Below are 15,389 nucleotides of genomic sequence, written 5' to 3' on the forward strand. Positions count from 1 at the left end.
CGAACCCGGCCAGCTCGGCCGTCGGGAAGGAGTCGATCCGGCCCGGCACGCCCTGCGTCTCCACACTCATGTGGCCTCCTCCCGAGGCTCGGCGGCCCGGACGATCTCCAGCGCGTCCGCCACGCAGTCGGCGACGACGAAGAAGCGCAGGAACCCGGTCGCCGCCATCACCCCGCGCAGCTCGTCCGACAGGCCCACCAGGGCGATGAAGCTGTCCAGGGTCCGCGCCTGCCGGTAGACCAGCAGCATCGTGCGCAGGCCCGCGCTGGACAGGTAGCTGACGCCGGTCAGGTCGAGCAGCACCGGCCGGCTGTCCGGCAGCAGCGCCAGGATGCGCTCCTGCGCCGCCGGGGCCGACCTGCTGTCGAGCTGGCCGGTGAGCCCGATCACGGTGACCGGGCCGATCGTGTCCGTCGTGATCTCCATGGCCGGCACGCTCACTCCTGCACCGGGGTCAGCGTCACCTTGACGCGCAGCGCCTCGGTGGACTCCGGCAGCTCCACGGTCATCGCCACCGGGTCCAGCACCTCGTACGGCTTGCCGTCCACCTCGGCCTCGGTGAGCAGCACCCGCCCGGCCGGCAGCAGGTCGGGCGCGACGCGCAGGATGCGCTCGGCGTCCGGGCCCGGCTTGAAGTGCAGGGTGAGCGGCTGCCGCGTGACCAGCAGCCGCGTGTAGACGGTCGCCAGATAGCACAGCTCGGAGGAGTGGTACATGCTCATCGAGTGGCTGCCCTTGAACCGCTCGGTCCCGAGCAGGTACGGCAGGCCGTTGGCCAGCACGTTGAAGTAGACCGCGCCCTCGTCGTGGTCGAGGAAGAAGGCGTTGTAGAAGGCCGCCGCCTGGCGCGCCTGCTCCAGGTGGTCGTCACCGCCCAGCTCGCCGGCCACGATCAGGTACGCCAGGATCGCCTGCTCCTGCTGCCACCACGCCTTGCGGTCGTGCCAGGCGAAGCGGTGCCACCGCTGGCCCTCGGCCCGGTGCCGCTCGACGACGTCGTACCAGCCGCCGCGCTGCTGGTCGCTGCCGACCGCCGGCATGGTGCGGGCCAGGTGCTCGGCCAGGTCCCGGTAGGCGTCCTTGGGGCGGGCGCCGTGCATGCGCATGAGGTTCCAGGCGATCTTCAGGTTGTGCCCGACGACCGCGCGGTCCTGCTGCCAGCTGTGCGTCAGGTCGTGGCTCCAGTCGTCGTGGAAGCGCTCGTTGACGAACGGGCTCGACGGCTCGGGGAAGTGCTCGACGATCGTGTCGAAGGTGCGTTCCAGCATCTCCAGGTGGCGTTCGTCGCCGGTGGCCAGGTAGTAGTTGATCAGGTAGGCCGGGGCGTGGTCGCCGATGGAGTTCCAGTTCTTGCGCGACTGGTTCGGCCCGAGCGACTCGTGGTGCGGGCTGAGCAGGATCGGGTCGACGTGCGAGTAGTAGCCGCCGCGCCGGTGGTCGCGGAAGAACTTCTCGAACAGCCGCAGCGTGGCGTTGACGTCGGAGGCGATGCGTTTGTCGCCGGTGACCCGGTAGGTCTGCGTCGGGCCGGCCAGGGCGTAGATCTGCTCGTACATCGGGATGGCGTCGTAGTCGTCGCCGAACTCCGAGGTGAACAGCTTCTTCTCGTGCTCGCCGTCCACCTTGATGCCGTGGTACCAGTACACGACGTCGTTCTCGGGGTCCACGAAGCGCATGTGCTCGCGCAGGTAGCGGGTGCCGCGCTCGGCGACCTCCAGGTAGGCGTCGTCGCCGGTCAGCAGGTACGCCGAGGCCATGCCGTACACCAGCCGCGAGATCGTGTCGGTCTCCTGCACGTGGCTGGCGGTCTTGTCGCCGCCCAGGCGCAGGATCGTCCGGTAGTCGCGGAAGTCGACCGGGCCCTGCCCGAACTGGGCGCGGCGGTAGAACGCGGCGATCTCGTCGAGCTGGTTGATCCACCAGTCGGGCTGCTCGAACCGGTACTCGCCGGAGCCGCGGCCCAGGAAGATCAGCCGCTTGGCCGAGAAGACCGGCTCCTCGCCCTCGGGGTAGAAGATCCCGTAGACGAACAGGTGGCGGCCCGGCGTCAGCATGTCGCGCACGTGGTCGCCCGCGTCCACGTACGGCTCGCCCAGGTTGCGCAGCAGCTCGGCCGAGACCTCGCCGTCCAGGCGCACCTCGACCGTACGGCCGTCGATGGTCGCCAGCCGGAAGGAGCCGGAGCCGGCGTCGAACCGTTCGACCCGCCCGGCCACGGTGTCCATGAAGGTGAAGTTCATCGTTGCTCCTACAGCGTCTCGGCGAGCTGGCCGATGATGGTGTGGGCGAACAGATGGCAGTGGTACACGCTGCGCCCGGTGATCAGGTTGCCGTCGATGACCACGTCCTGGTCCACGTACTCGGCGCCCATGTTCCGCACGTCGCCCACGAGGTTGTTGTGCGCGACGACCTTGCGCCCGCGCATCGTCTCGGGGGCGGCGGCCATCAGCCACAGGCCGTGGCAGATCACGCCCGTGATGATCGACGGCTCCTCCAGCGCCCGCCGCACGAACGCGGTGGCCGGCGCCAGCCGGTTGACGTCGTCGGTGAAGCGCAGCCGGTCCGAGACGATCCCCGAGGGCACGATCACCGCGGCGTAGGAGCGCAGCTCACGGTCGCTGATGCCCTCGAACCCGCGGTCCACGGTGAACGGCACCCGCCACTCGTGGCCGGTGAAGGTGATCGACGGCTGCCCCCACAGGCGGGTCATGAAGTGCACCTCGGCGCCGGCCTCGGCGAAGCGCCGCTCGTAGTAGAAGATCTCCGGCTCGACGTAGTCGCTCTCCATCAGGACAGCGATCTTGCGGCCGTTCAGCGCCGCGCCGGCCCGTGGCTCGATGCCGCTCACAATGGCCTCCCCGGTTCGGTGACGAGGTCGATGAGGAAGGGGCCGTCGTGGCCGAGCAGCCGCTCGACGGCCTCCTCGATCTGGTCGGCCTTCTCCACCCGCAGCCCGTCCACGCCGCAGCCTCTGGCCAGGTCGGTGAACTGGAGGTCGGGATAGGAGAGGTCGAAGGAGCGAGGAAAGCGGTGACCGGGGATGCCCCGGCCGCGCCAGTACTCCTCGATGTTGTTGTCCAGCAGCCGGTAGCTGTGGTTGTTGCAGATCACGAACTTGGCGGCGATGTCGTACCGGACGGCGGTGGCCAGCGCCTGGAAGGTGTACATGCTGCCGCCGTCGCCGGTGAAGCCGATCACCGTGCGGTCCGGATGGGCGAGCTTGGCGCCGATCGCCCCCGGGATGCCCACGCCGAGCGAGCCGCCGCGGGTCAGGAACCAGCTCCCCGGCCCGCGCGGCGGGAAGTAGGAGCCGATCACGCCGGAGGCGGTCAGCCCCTCGTCGAAGACGATCACGTCCTCGGGGGCCCGCGCCGCCAGCTCGCGCATGAACGCGTTGAGTATCGAGTCCTCGGCCGGCGCCGGGCGCGGCGCCGCCGTCCGGCGGGCCAGCCGGGCCGCCGCCGCCTGCCGGTCGGCCTTGCTGAGCGTGCCCTCCAGCTCCGCCGACAGCGCCGCCAGCGTGAGCCGGGGGTCGGCCACCAGGCCCAGCGTGACCGGGTGGTTCTTGGCGATCTCGTACGAGTCCAGGTCGATGTGCACGATCCGCGCGTCCTTGCCGAACGGGCTGCTCAGCGACGGGAACACCTCGGGGAACAGGTACGTGCCCACCACCAGCACGGCGTCGGCGTCCTTGACGGCGTCCGCGCTGACCTGGCCGAACATGTGGCCGAGCTGGCCGCGGAAGAGCGGGTGCCGGCCGTCCATGTTCGCCTCGGAGAACTCCACGCCCCACACGTCCGCGCCGAGCTGCTCGGCCACCCGGGTCAGCTCCGCCTGCGCGCCGGAGACCGACACGCCGTCGCCGGCCAGGATGATCGGGGACCGGGCGCCGGACAGCAGCCCGGCGGCCCGGCGGACCAGCTCGGGGGCGGGCAGCGCGGCCGAGTGCGGCACCACCGACGGCTGGACCGGCTCGTGGTTGGGCTGGTCCAGGACGTCGAGCGGGAGCGCCACGAACACCGGGCCGCGCGGCGGCGTCATCGCCATCTTGACCGCCCGGCGCAGCACCCGCAGCACCGAGCCGGGGTCGATCACGCGCATGGCGTGCTTGGTGACGGGCCGGGCCATGGCCACGAGATCGGCGGCCATCTGGGCGTCCATCGCGTCGTAGCCGACCCCGGCCTCACCGGCGACCACCACCAGCGGGGAGTGCCCCCGCTTGGCCTGGTACAGCATGCCGATCGCGTTGCCCAGCCCCACACCGCTGTGGAGCTGCAGCAGCGCGGGGCCGCCCGTGGCGCGGGCGTACCCGTCGGCGATGCCGGCCGCCACCGTCTCCTGCAGGGTGAGGATGTAGTGGAAGTCCTCGAAGCCCTCCAGCGCGTCGAGGAAGCCCTGCTCGACCGTCCCCGGGTTGCCGAACATGTACGTGATGCCGTCGCTGAGGAACTGCTCGATGATCGCGGTGTTGCCGTCCCTGGCCATGGCCCGCCATCACCAGCCGAAGCGGCGCAGGCCGCCCTCGAGCACTTCGACGATCTTCTGCCCGGTCAGGAACGAGTCGGGCGTGGAGCGTCCGGTGACGAACGGGAAGTCCACGATGACCGAGGTCTCCCTGCCGAAGTTGCCGATGTAGCGGCCCTGCGGCCCGGTGGCGTCCCGCAGGATGTACTCCAGCGGGTACGGCGGCGGCCCCATGTTGAAGTCGGGCACGCCGAGGAACCCGGTGCCGTCCTTGTAGTCGTACTCCTTGCAGTGGCCGGTGACGCGCTTGCCCCAGATGATGCTCTTGCGGTCCTCCCAGTCGCGGGCGAAGGCCAGGCAGGCCACGCCGTAGCACTCGGCGGCCACCGGCTTGCCCGCCCGCACGAACGCGAGCACGATCTCGTGCACCCGCTCGTTGTTGGCCAGGTCCACGATCGGCCCGCTGCCGCCCACGATCAGCACCGCGTCGTAGGGCACCAGCTCGGCCTCCAGCTTGGCCACCGCCCGGTGGTAGGACTCCAGCCGGCGCAGGTAGTCGGGGCTGCTGGTGTAGGGACGCTCGGGCGCCCAGGCCGACAGGTTGAGCGGGTTGGCCAGGCGGCCCGACTCGTCCAGGTCGCGGGTCAGCTTGGCCACCTCGGGCGTGGTGACCGAGCGGCCGAGCGGCGGGTCGACGTAGTCGGGGTCCATGCTGGGCGGCAGGGCGTGCGGCTGCTTGCCGGTCGGCGTGGCGAACACGACGTCGTAGCCGCGCTCGTCGAAGGCCGACAGCGGGCCGACGAGCTCCTCCCCCCAGTAGCCGAACTCCGAGAGGATCACGAGAACGCGCTTGGTCATGCCGACTCCCCGGGGATGATCCAGTTTTCCTTGCAGGTCATGGAGAACACGTGGGCCGGGTCGGCGATCGCCTCCAGCTCCGGCTTGACCCGGCGGGCGTGGTGGGCCGAGGCCAGCGCGGCGCGCAGCGCGTCCACGTCGTCGAACCAGAGCTGGTCCACGGCGTCGAAGCCGGCCTCGCCGAAGGTGTACGCGCCGTCCACGGTGTGGCAGTGCAGGTGCCTGCGCAGGCCCGGCAGCCCGGCCACCGCGGCGGCGTAGGACTCCAGGGACTGCTTGCGGTAGGTGTCCAGCGGCAGGCCGGGCCGCCGCTTGATCAGCGTGGTGACCTTCACCCAGCTGTCCGGCCGCGGCCTGGGGCCGGGCACCAGCTCGTGGGCGACGGTGTCCACCACGATCGTCGACCAGAACGCCGCCCAGTTGGGCTCGTCCAGCCGGGCGCCCTGGAGGAACTCCTCGCTCTGCAGCGAGGCGAGCTGCTCCTCGGCATTGGCCAGCCAGATCTCGGCGATGCCCTGGTGCGGCAGCGGCGGCCGGCCCACGTCGCCGTCGAAGGGGATGCGGGTGTCGACCAGGTACTGCCTGATCTGCTTGATCTTGCTGGCGAACTTCACCGCGTGCACGTTGACCCAGTAGTCCTGGAACTGCTGGGCGGTGAAGCCGGGCTTGGGGGCGCCGAAGATGAACTGGTGGATCATCGCGTGGCCTCCTGTCGGGCCGGGAGGAAGTCCGCCGCGACGAACTCGGCCGCGCGCTCGCCGATCATCACGGTGGTGGTGTGGGGGTTGGCCGAGACGATCGTCGGCATGATCGAGGCGTCGGCGACGCGCAGCCCCTCGACGCCGCGCACCCGCAGCCGGGTGTCCACCACGGCGAGGCTGTCGGAGCCCATCTTGCAGGAGCCGGCGAAGTGGTAGTACGAGCCGACGTTCTCCACCACCCAGGCGCTGAGCTGCTCCCGGGTGCGCACGTCCGGGCCGGGCGCGACCTCGGTCAGCCCCCAGTTGCGCCGGAAGGCGGAGCTGGCGTAGATGTCGCGGGCGATCTGCACCATCGTCACCGTGCGCTCCAGGTCCGAGCGCTCGGCGAAGTAGTTCGCGCTGACCCGCGGGTAGGCCGTCGGGTCGGTGCCGGCCAGCCGTACGCTGCCCCGTGACAGCGGGCGGACCAGCCCCGGCAGGGTGAGCACGATCTTCGGGTCGACCAGCTCGCGCACCGGCGTGAGCGGCTGCCCGGTCTCCACCCGCTTGATGACGTTGGCGAAGAACTGGTCGCCGAACGGCGCCCGGTGCACCAGGCAGATCTCCATGTCGGGCACCGGCAGCCCCGGCTCCGACCCCCAGAACAGGCCGACCTCGGTGACCTGCCCGCGCGGGTCGGGCGCGGCCTCCTCCATGTACCCGATCGGGCCGATGACCAGCGGGTGGTCGTGGAAGTTGGCGCCCACGCCGGGCAGGTCGGCGACCACCGGGATGCCGAGCGCGGCCAGCGCCCCGGCCTCGCCGATGCCGGACAGCTGCAGCAGCTTGGGCGACTGGATCGCGCCCGCGCTGACGATCACCTCGTGCTCGGCCCTGACGGTCCGCAGCTCGCCGTCCTTGAGGTACTCCACGCCCACGCAGCGCTCGCCCTCGAACAGCAGCCGGGTGGCCAGCGCGCCCACCTCGACGCTCAGCCGCTCCAGCGCCGGCTCCAGGTAGGAGGCGCGCACCCCGCAGCGGGTTCCCTTGTCGACGTCGATGTCGACGTGGTGCCAGCTGACGCCGAAGCTGTCGGCGTTGAAGTCCTCGACCTGCGGGTAACCCAGCTCCACGCAGGCGTCCACGAACGTCTGGGAGACCGGGTTGCCCATGTCCCGGGCGTTGACGATCTTGATGGGGCCGTCGTGGCCCGCCGTGGGGTTGGTCGTGTCCCGCTGGCCCTCCAGGCGCTGGAAGTAGGGCAGGACGTCGGCGTAGGACCAGCCGGGGCAGCCGTCGTAGGCCCAGGCGTCGAAGTCCGCCGGACGGCCGCGCGTGTGGATCATGTGATAGACGTTCGAGGTCCCGCCCAGGCCGCGGCCCGCCGCCGAGTAGACCTGGCGTCCGCCGAGCCCCGGCTGCGGCTCGCTCATGTACGCCCAGTCCAGCTCGGTCAGCAGCACCTCGTTCCACCGGCTCGGGTCCTCGACCGCGTCCGTGATCTTCGTGTCGCCCGCCTCCAGGACCAGCACGCTGGCCCCGGGCAGCTCGCTCAGCCGGGCGGCGATGACCGATCCGGCCGTGCCGCCGCCGACGACGACGAAGTCGAAGCTCTGTGTCATCTCAGCTCACCTCCGCGCCGATGCGGCGACCAGGTCGGCGGCCTTCTCGGCGATCATGATCGTGGCCGCGTTGGTGTTGCCCCGGGTGATGACCGGCATGACCGAGGCGTCGGCCACGCGCAGCCCGTCCACGCCGCGCACCCGCAGGTCGGGCCCGACGACCGCCTCGTCGTCGCGGCCCATCCGGCAGGTGCCGGCCGGGTGCCACACGGTCGAGGCGCTGGCCCGCACGTACTCGGCCAGGGCGGCCGGGCTGGTCACGCCGGGCCCGGGGGCCAGCTCCCGCCCGCGCAGGGAGTCGAAGGCCGCGTCCGAGACCAGCTCCCTGGCCAGGACGACGGCCTCGGTCAGCAGCCGCAGATCCGCGGCGGCCTCCAGGTAGTGCGGGTCGACGAGGGGACGCAGCGGGTCGCCGGGACGCAGCCGCACCTCGCCCCTGCTCTCCGGCTGCAGCAGGATCGGCGCGAAGGTGAACCCCGGGCCGTCCGTCCTGTACCGGTCGTCGATGAACTGCACCGGGCCGAAGAAGAACTGCAGGTCCGGCCCGTCGCCGCCCAGGACGTTGGTGAACAGCCCCGCCTCGGCCAGCAGCTCGGGGAAGGGCAGCTCGCGCAGGCTCTCGTAGCCGATGCCGAACAGCACGTGGTCCTGCAGGTTGCGGCCCACGCCCGGCAGGTCGGCGACCACCTCGACGCCGTGCTCGCGCAGGTGCGCGGCCGGGCCGAGGCCCGAGCGCAGCAGCAGCGCCGGCGAGCCCAGCGCGCCGCAGGCCACGACGACCTCCTGCGCGGCCGTGGCCCGGTGCGCACGGCCGTCCTTGACGTACTCCACGCCGGCGGCCCGGCCGCCCTCGACGGTGAGGCGGGTGACGACGGCGCCGGTCTCCAGCGTGAGGTTCGGCTCGCCGAGCACCGGCCGCAGGAACGCCTCCGACGTGCTGGAGCGGCGGCCGTCCTTGTCCCGGGTGGACTGGTAGAAGAAGGCCAGGCCCTCCTGCCGGGGGCCGTTGTAGTCGCCCGTGCCGTCGGCGCGGCCGCGGGCGATCGCCGCCCGGACGAAGGCGCGCGAGGCGTCCGACGGCGAGCCGTAGTCCACGACCTTCAGCGGGCCGCCGCCGCCCCGGTACTCCGGCGAGCCGCCCGGGTAGTCCTCCGAGCGCCTGAAGTAGGGCAGCACCTCGTCGTAGGACCAGCCGTCGTTGCCCAGCGCGGCCCAGCCGTCGAAGTCGCGGCGGTTGCCCCGCACGTACATCATGGCGTTGACCGAGCTGCCGCCGCCCGTCACGCGGCCCTGCGGGATGGGCACGACCCGGCCGCCCAGCTCCCGCTGCGGGGTGCTGGCGTAGTCCCACACGAACTCCGGCGAGCCCCACATCGACGTCATCGACGGGACGTCGGTCCGGTGCACGCACTCGGCGTCGTCCGGGCCGCCGGCCTCCAGCAGCAGCACCCGGCAGCCCAGCGCGTCCAGCAGCCGCCTGGCCAGGACGCAGCCGGCGCTGCCCGCGCCCACCACGATGTAGTCGTAGGCGCTCACGACGGCTCCAGCAGCCGGGCCCGCTCCAGCGCGGGCAGCAGGTCGCCGACCAGGAACTCCAGGTAGTGCCGGCCCCACATCGTCCGCCAGAGCGGGAAGGTGGCGTCGAAGGCGTCGCCGCGCAGGTCGGCCAGGCGCTCCTCCAGCTCCCACACCACGCCGTTGAAGTCGGCCTCGGAGAACGGCAGCCCGTGCTCGGCCGCGGCGGCGACGACCTCCGCCTTGCTCTTGTCCTTCAGCGACTCCAGCACGTCGGCGCGCGAGCCCGCCAGGCGCAGGAACGCGATCAGATTCGTCCCGCTCATGCCACCGGCCGCCTCTCGTCGGCCGCGAACCCGCGCAGCTCCTGCTCGCCGAACCTGGCCACCACGTGATCGAGCAGGTAGTCCAGGTAACGCCTGCCCCACATGTGCCGCCAGAGCGTGCTGCCGCCGTCGACGGACTCGCCGTCCTTGGCGACGATGACCTCGATCTCCAGGGCCCCGACCACCGACACCAGCTCCTCGGCGGTGAACCGGAAGCCCTCGTCGGAGGCGTGGAACAACAATTGACTGAGATTTCTCGCGCTATACTCAGCGCGTCTTTGCGGATTCTCCCGGAGGTCGCCGAGGAATCTCACGAATTCGCTCTTCGCCATTGGCACCACCATTTCGTCCGGCGCTACGGATGAATCATGTTCGGCCGCCGGAAAACGCGTCAACGCGCCGCCCTGCGGTGACCGGGCGGTATGGAGGTAGCCGGTCCCATTCCGTCAAGTCCGAACCCGCATTCACCGGAATTCCGGCGAATGCACTTGACTTGGATCGCGCTCGAAGGGCGACAATGATCGGTATGAGTCAGAGCCTGACGATCGCGGAAGTCGCAGCCGAGACCGGCCTCAGCGCCCACGCGCTGCGCTATTACGAGAAAGCCGGCCTGATGCGGGAGACGCCGCCGCGCGGCGGTAACGGGCACCGCCGCTACACCGAACGTGATCTGGCCTGGATCCGCTTCCTGACCAGGCTGCGCGGCACCGGGATGTCCATCGCCGACGTCCGCCGCTACGCCGAGCTGGTCCGCGCCGGCGAGAGCACCACCGCCGAGCGCAAGCAGATCCTGCTCACCCACCGCGAGGAGGTGGCCAAGCGCATCGACCAGCTCAAGGACGACCTGGCCGCCATCGACTACAAGATCGACATCTACGAGAAGCTAGAGGAGAAGTACCAGCTGTGACCGCGCCGCCGCGGCCGGACAGCGAGCCCGGCCAGGCCGCCTTCGGCCCCCGCTTCGTCACGGCGGTCTCGGTCGGCTCGCTGCTCAACCCGATCAACTCCTCGATCATCGCCATCGCGCTCGTGCCCATCGCCCACCACTTCGGCGTGGGCGCCGACGCCACCTCCTGGCTGGTGTCGGCCCTGTACCTGGCCACCGCCATCGGTCAGCCGGTGCTGGGCCGGCTGGCCGACCGGCTCGGCCCGCGCCGCGTCTACCTGGCCGGGCTGGTCACGGTCGCGGCCGGCGGGCTGCTCGGCTACTGGGCGCCGACCCTCGGCCTGCTCGTGGCCGCCCGCGTGGTGATCGGCCTCGGCACCTCGGCCGCCTACCCGGCCGCCATGAGCATGGTCCGCCGCAGGTCGCAGCGGTCCGGCGGCGCCGCGCCCGCCTCGGTGATGGGCGCGCTGGCCATGGCCGGGCAGGTCAGCATGGTGCTCGGGCCGCCGCTCGGCGGGCTGCTCGACGCGCTCGGCGGCTGGCGCTGGATCTTCCTGGTCAACCTGCCGATGGCCGTGGCCGGGGTGGTCTCGGCGCTGCTGTGGCTGCCGCGCGACGAGCCGTACGAGCGTTCCGGCGCGGGCGGCGGCGGCAGCCTGCGCGACCTGGCCGGCAACCGGCCGCTGCTGGTCACCTACCTGCGCAACGCGGTGACCTTCATGGCCACCTACGGCTTCCTGTACGGCTGGACGCAGTGGCTGGAGCAGGGCAGGGGGCTGACGGCGGCGGTCGCCGGGCTGCTGCTGATGCCCACCTCGGCCGTGGGCGCGGTGGTCTCGGGGCTGGCCGCGCGGGCCGACGGCGCGTCGGGCCGGGCGCGCTGGATGTTGCCGACCGGCGCCGCGGCCCTGCTGGCGGGCTGCGCCTGGCTGCCGGCGCTCGACGGCGGCGCGTCCATCCTGTCGTTGTGCCTGCTCAGCATGGTCTTCGGGGTGCAGAACGGGCTCAACATCGTCGGCAACCAGGCCGCCATGTACGCCCAGGCGCCGCCCGCCCTGATCGGCATGGCCGCCGGCCTGCTGCGCACCTCGCAGTACGCCGGGGCCATCTGCTCGGCGCTGCTCCTCAGCGTGACCTACGGCGAGCGCGCCACCGACGAGGGGCTGCACCGGCTGGGCGTGGTCCTGACGGTCACCTCGGCGCTGCTGCTGGCCGGCACGCTCCTCGCGGCGATCCGCGCCGGCGGCGCGGCCCGCGGGCGCGCGTGAGCGGGGAGGGGCCTGCCGCCCCTCCCCGCTCACGGGGTCCGCGCCGCCCGCTCAGCGGGGGCTGATCAGCTCACTGATCGCGAACCCGGTCAGGTTGGTCACGTTGGCGCCGCCCACCGACAGGATCGTGGACGTGCCGGGCACGCGGTCCACCGCGTACGCGCCGGCGTACCCGGCCGACGGGCGGGCCGGGCCGCTGACCCGGGTCCAGGAGGCGCCGTCGAAGTACAGGTAGGCGGGTGCGGTGGTGCCGCCGCCGGTCGGGATGATCAGGTGGCCCTGGCCGTCGCCGCTGATGCTCGCCGAGCCGTTGCCCGGGGCGCCGGGCAGCGCCGAGACGGTCCAGCGGGCGCCGTCGTAGCGGGCGATCGCCGGGGTGGCGGGCTGGTTGGGACGGGGCTGGTAGCCGCTGATCCAGATCCGGCCGGGGCCCTCGACGTACACGCCCCGGGGGCTGACGCCCGGCCTGCCCAGCGAGCGCATGGCCGTGCCGTCCCACAGGACGACGCCGTTCTCGGCGGCGAAGACGATCTGGTCGCCGCCGTCCACGGCGCGCAGCAGGCCCAGGTTCTCGGTGCGCGGGTAGACCGTCCAGGAGCCCTGGCGCAGGCGCAGGATGTCGGTGCCGCCGGTGTTCTTGAACCTGATCGACCAGAGCGAGCCGTCCTTGGTGGCGGCGATCGGGCCGGTCCACTCGTCGCCGGGCAGCGGGGGCGTCCAGCCGGGCGGGGGCGGGATCTCCGACCAGGCCGAGCCGTTCCAGTACGCCGAGCGCGGCCAGGAGACGTCGGCGATGCTCTTGCTGCCGGTCACGTAGATCTGGTCCGGCGCGACGGCCGCGACGCAGCACGGGCTCGGCACGTCGTACCCGGCGGTGAGCGGCAGCCTGCTCCAGGACGAGCCGTCCCAGCGCAGCACGGAGGTGTCCGGCGAGCCGTCGTAGCCGCGCCAGCCGACGGCGTAGGCATGGGAGGCGTCCAGCACGTCGACGTTCCAGAGGGCGGTGGGGTCGCCGGGCGGGTCCACGGCCCGGAAGGACGGGGCCAGGAGCGCCTGGGCCGGCGTCGCCGCCGCCAGCGCGGCGGTGACGGCCAGGGCGGCGGCGGAGGCGCGGAGGACGCCACGCAAACGGGTCATGTCTTCTCCTGTGGGCGCGTTCCTGCGGGAAAAAGGGGCACGAAGGAGGGCCGGGACGGGCCGCGGGCACGAGAAAGCGGGCCGGTACCGACCGGCCCGCCGGGGATCGCCCGCTCAGTCGTCGGATCTGCGCCCGTCGGGGCCGATCGGACCGAAGAACGAGCTGAAGTTGGCGGTCCCGTCGCCGAAGATGCCGCCGCGGCCCTCCACGATGCGGCCGTTCTCCCACCGCATCAGGTCCACCCCCTCCATCTGCAGGTGCTCGTAGAAGGAGGTGCCGTCCGAGCCGGTGCGCCTGCGCACGGCGGTGCACCGGTTGACGTCGATGGTGTAGCCGTCCACCGGGTTGACCAGGCAGGCGATCTGCTCCATGCGCAGGGTGCCGCCGGCCAGCCGCTGCCAGGTCTTGATGAAGCCCATGAAGGCGTCCAGGCCGTCGTGCCAGCCGGCGTACGGGTGGTTGCCGGGGGACTGGAACCGCACGTCGGGGTGCCAGTACTCCAGCGCGCGCTCGCGGTCGCCGGACCGCAGCGCCTGATGTGCCGCCGCCAGTCGCTCAGCCGTCAGATCCGACATCGCTCTCCTCTCACTGCCTCGGGTGCTACTGCATCGGGTGCTTGGCGAGGAAGGCCGAGACGCCTTCGCCGACCGCTCTCGGGTTCATGATCTGCAGGCCGTGGGTGGCGCCGACGATGCCGCAGCGCTCGGCCTGGGGCAGCCAGTTCATGAGGAAGTGCTGCGCCTCGCGGAAGCCGGGCATGGCCGCCTCGCTGTCCAGGCCCATCACGGCCAGCACCGGCATCCGCGGCTTGTCCGGCACCAGCTGGTCGGCCTTGGACATGCGGAAGCCCCAGCCGCCCAGCGCCGGGAAGTCGACCTTGAACGTGACGTCCGCGCACTCCTCGACCCGCTCCCACACGTCGAGGGGGCAGGTCATGTCCACGGAGCCGAGGTAGCTCGGGCCGCAGACGGCGGCCATGAAGTCGCAGGCGGCGGTGAGCTTGTCGCCCTTCTGCACCAGCTCGATGGCCGTCATCACGGCGTCGTTGTTGGCCTTCTCGGCCTCGGCGCCCTCACGCGGCAGGTACGGCTCCAGCAGCACCGCCGAGTGCGTGCGCTCGGGGTAGGAGAGCATGAACTGGAAGCCGATCACCCCGCCGAAGGAGTACGACATGACGTGCGCCTTGTCGATGCCGAGGTGGTCGAGGAGCTGCTTGGCGTGCTCGGCGCCCTCCTCGATGCTGAGGCTGTCCTTCTCCAGCGTGCTGCCGTTGTAACCGGCGCGGTAATAGCTGATGAACTGGTACTTGTCCAGCAGCTCCGGGTTGTACTTCAGGAGCGGCGTGATGAGACCGTCCGAAATGGAGGTGCAGTGGATGCACAGGACAGGCTCGCCGCGCCCCACGACGGTGTAACGAAGTTCCGCGTTGCTGACCTTGACTCGCTTGTCGTGGTCGAGTTTCCAGTCTCGACCGGCGTACAAAGCATTCGCGCTCATGCCATTCCTCTCACGCGATCACTCGACCGTTTCTCGTGCCCGCTTGGCCATACTCAAGAATGGTTGCCATGGGCCATGGAGACGGTCAACGAAAGAGCCCGCGCCGGGGTATTCACCGCGAAATACGCCGGGGAACTCTGTCAAGTCGCACGCGTGGGAAGGCGGCTGCGGTCAGAGGAAGGACAGCTCGTACTCGACCTGCTCGACGGGGTTGCCGTCGCCGTAGTCGTGGGTGCGGGCCGCGCCGGACTCGGTGAAGCCGCTCTTGGCGTAGAACCGGCGGGCCTGCGGCGTGTCGCGCAGCGTCCACAGGTGCACCCGGGTGAAGCCCTCGTCGCGGATGCGGCGCAGGGTGTCGGTCATCAGGGCGGCGGCCACGCCCGTGCCCCAGCCGTCGGGATGGCCGTAGAAGCCGAGGAGCTCCGCCGCGCCCGCCCGGGACGGCGAGGGCCCGAAGTGGGCGAAGGCCAGCCGGCGCCCGTCGAGCGCGGCCAGCACCAGGCCCGCCGGGGTCTCGGCGAGCACGTCGTGCCATTTGCCGCGCCGGTGACGCACGGCCTGGTCGAAGAAGTCGGGGGAGAAGAAGCCGGCGTAGGCGGCCTTCCAGGATTCGGCGTGGATCTCTCCCAGCGTCTCACCGTCGCCCGGCGAGGCTGGGAACACTGTGAAAATTCCGGTCACAAGATCACACTAGTCGAGAGGTCCCGCGGGTGTCCGGCGGCGGAGCGCGGGCACGTACGGGTATGCACGCACGCGGGGCGGCGCTCGGCGCGTCCGCCGCCGCGCGAGGCGTTCGAGGCGTTCGAGGAGGTGCGGGCGGAGAAGCTGCGCGAGACGGCCGTCCGGGCGTGGCGGCCGGGTCGGTCGATCACGCGATCCCGGCCGCCGTGCCGCGGCCGGAGGTCATCCGTAGCGCGGGAGCGCGGAATGGAGGCTCGATGAGGTGGCTGGCTCGCGGGGAGGGGCAACTCCCGGCGGGGGAGGACCGGACGGGCGACGGGCGGCCCGCCGAGCACCCGCTCGCCCGCTGGACCGTCAGTCAGGCCCTGCACCTGGTCTGCCCCGGCCCCGCCGGCGACCCCGACGTGCGGCGCCGCCCCGACGGCGCGGCGCAGGCGTGGCGGGACGGCCGCCC

Annotated in this window: 17 protein-coding genes; 3 read left to right on the top strand and 14 right to left on the bottom strand. The window is 71.7% G+C overall.

The genetic code is table 11. The features are described from left to right. Nucleotides 1-66: 66 nt before the first annotated feature. From ACWCSD_RS30970 to ACWCSD_RS31015, 10 genes are read right to left on the bottom strand one after another with little or no spacing between them, the layout of a single operon-like run. On the bottom strand, nt 67-426 hold the full coding sequence (locus tag ACWCSD_RS30970; protein ID WP_358297553.1) for an STAS domain-containing protein: 360 nt from the start codon (nt 424-426) through the stop codon (nt 67-69). 11 nt (nt 427-437) lie between these two features. Continuing rightward, on the bottom strand, nt 438-2,240 hold the full coding sequence (locus ACWCSD_RS30975; RefSeq protein WP_449920084.1) for an AGE family epimerase/isomerase: 1,803 nt from the start codon (nt 2,238-2,240) through the stop codon (nt 438-440). 8 nt (nt 2,241-2,248) lie between these two features. After that, complete coding sequence (locus tag ACWCSD_RS30980; protein ID WP_397157748.1) at nt 2,249-2,848, bottom strand: DJ-1/PfpI family protein; 600 nt, start codon at nt 2,846-2,848, stop codon at nt 2,249-2,251. Next, nucleotides 2,845-4,485, bottom strand: a complete 1,641-nt coding sequence (locus ACWCSD_RS30985; protein WP_449920087.1) for a thiamine pyrophosphate-binding protein — start codon at nt 4,483-4,485, stop codon at nt 2,845-2,847. Before ACWCSD_RS30985 ends, ACWCSD_RS30980 begins: the two co-directional genes overlap by 4 nt. Nucleotides 4,486-4,494: 9 nt before the next feature. Further along, nucleotides 4,495-5,322: a type 1 glutamine amidotransferase domain-containing protein gene (locus tag ACWCSD_RS30990; RefSeq protein WP_387682292.1), complete on the bottom strand. Its 828-nt coding sequence runs from the start codon at nt 5,320-5,322 to the stop codon at nt 4,495-4,497. Continuing rightward, on the bottom strand, nt 5,319-6,020 hold the full coding sequence (locus ACWCSD_RS30995) for an EthD domain-containing protein (RefSeq protein WP_449920088.1): 702 nt from the start codon (nt 6,018-6,020) through the stop codon (nt 5,319-5,321). Before ACWCSD_RS30995 ends, ACWCSD_RS30990 begins: the two co-directional genes overlap by 4 nt. After that, complete coding sequence (locus ACWCSD_RS31000) at nt 6,017-7,624, bottom strand: GMC family oxidoreductase (protein ID WP_449920091.1); 1,608 nt, start codon at nt 7,622-7,624, stop codon at nt 6,017-6,019. Before ACWCSD_RS31000 ends, ACWCSD_RS30995 begins: the two co-directional genes overlap by 4 nt. Before the next feature lie 6 nt (nt 7,625-7,630). Next, nucleotides 7,631-9,160, bottom strand: a complete 1,530-nt coding sequence (locus ACWCSD_RS31005; RefSeq protein ID WP_449920094.1) for a GMC family oxidoreductase — start codon at nt 9,158-9,160, stop codon at nt 7,631-7,633. Further along, complete coding sequence (locus tag ACWCSD_RS31010; RefSeq protein WP_449920096.1) at nt 9,157-9,465, bottom strand: Nif11 family protein; 309 nt, start codon at nt 9,463-9,465, stop codon at nt 9,157-9,159. The genes ACWCSD_RS31005 and ACWCSD_RS31010 overlap by 4 nt, the downstream gene beginning before the upstream one ends. Beyond that, nucleotides 9,462-9,707, bottom strand: a complete 246-nt coding sequence (locus ACWCSD_RS31015; RefSeq protein ID WP_352363715.1) for a hypothetical protein — start codon at nt 9,705-9,707, stop codon at nt 9,462-9,464. Before ACWCSD_RS31015 ends, ACWCSD_RS31010 begins: the two co-directional genes overlap by 4 nt. A 284-nt stretch (nt 9,708-9,991) precedes the next feature. On the opposite strand from ACWCSD_RS31015, the gene ACWCSD_RS31020 reads away from it, so the two are divergent. Beyond that, nucleotides 9,992-10,372, top strand: coding sequence for a MerR family transcriptional regulator (locus tag ACWCSD_RS31020; protein ID WP_352330857.1), 381 nt, complete (start codon nt 9,992-9,994; stop codon nt 10,370-10,372). After that, nucleotides 10,369-11,619: an MFS transporter gene (locus tag ACWCSD_RS31025; protein ID WP_397157739.1), complete on the top strand. Its 1,251-nt coding sequence runs from the start codon at nt 10,369-10,371 to the stop codon at nt 11,617-11,619. Before ACWCSD_RS31020 ends, ACWCSD_RS31025 begins: the two co-directional genes overlap by 4 nt. 51 nt (nt 11,620-11,670) lie before the next feature. Here ACWCSD_RS31025 and ACWCSD_RS31030 read toward each other — a convergent pair whose 3' ends face one another. The 4 genes from ACWCSD_RS31030 to ACWCSD_RS31045 all read right to left on the bottom strand — a co-directional run bounded on the left by ACWCSD_RS31030 (nt 11,671) and on the right by ACWCSD_RS31045 (nt 14,917). Then, on the bottom strand, nt 11,671-12,756 hold the full coding sequence (locus tag ACWCSD_RS31030) for a hypothetical protein (protein WP_449920101.1): 1,086 nt from the start codon (nt 12,754-12,756) through the stop codon (nt 11,671-11,673). Between the two features lie 114 nt (nt 12,757-12,870). Then, nucleotides 12,871-13,332, bottom strand: coding sequence for a nuclear transport factor 2 family protein (locus ACWCSD_RS31035; RefSeq protein WP_352363710.1), 462 nt, complete (start codon nt 13,330-13,332; stop codon nt 12,871-12,873). 25 nt (nt 13,333-13,357) lie between these two features. After that, nucleotides 13,358-14,254, bottom strand: a complete 897-nt coding sequence (locus tag ACWCSD_RS31040; RefSeq protein ID WP_352363708.1) for an alpha/beta fold hydrolase — start codon at nt 14,252-14,254, stop codon at nt 13,358-13,360. 171 nt (nt 14,255-14,425) lie between these two features. Then, nucleotides 14,426-14,917 carry a GNAT family N-acetyltransferase gene (locus ACWCSD_RS31045; protein ID WP_397215815.1) on the bottom strand — a complete coding sequence of 164 codons (492 nt, stop codon included), beginning with the start codon at nt 14,915-14,917 and terminating at the stop codon, nt 14,426-14,428. 275 nt (nt 14,918-15,192) lie between these two features. Here ACWCSD_RS31045 and ACWCSD_RS31050 point away from each other — a divergent pair. Then, a partial coding sequence (locus ACWCSD_RS31050) for a hypothetical protein (protein ID WP_449920105.1) occupies nt 15,193-15,389 on the top strand: 197 nt, incomplete at its 3' end.

This window comes from Nonomuraea sp. NPDC001684 (assembly GCF_053596515.1).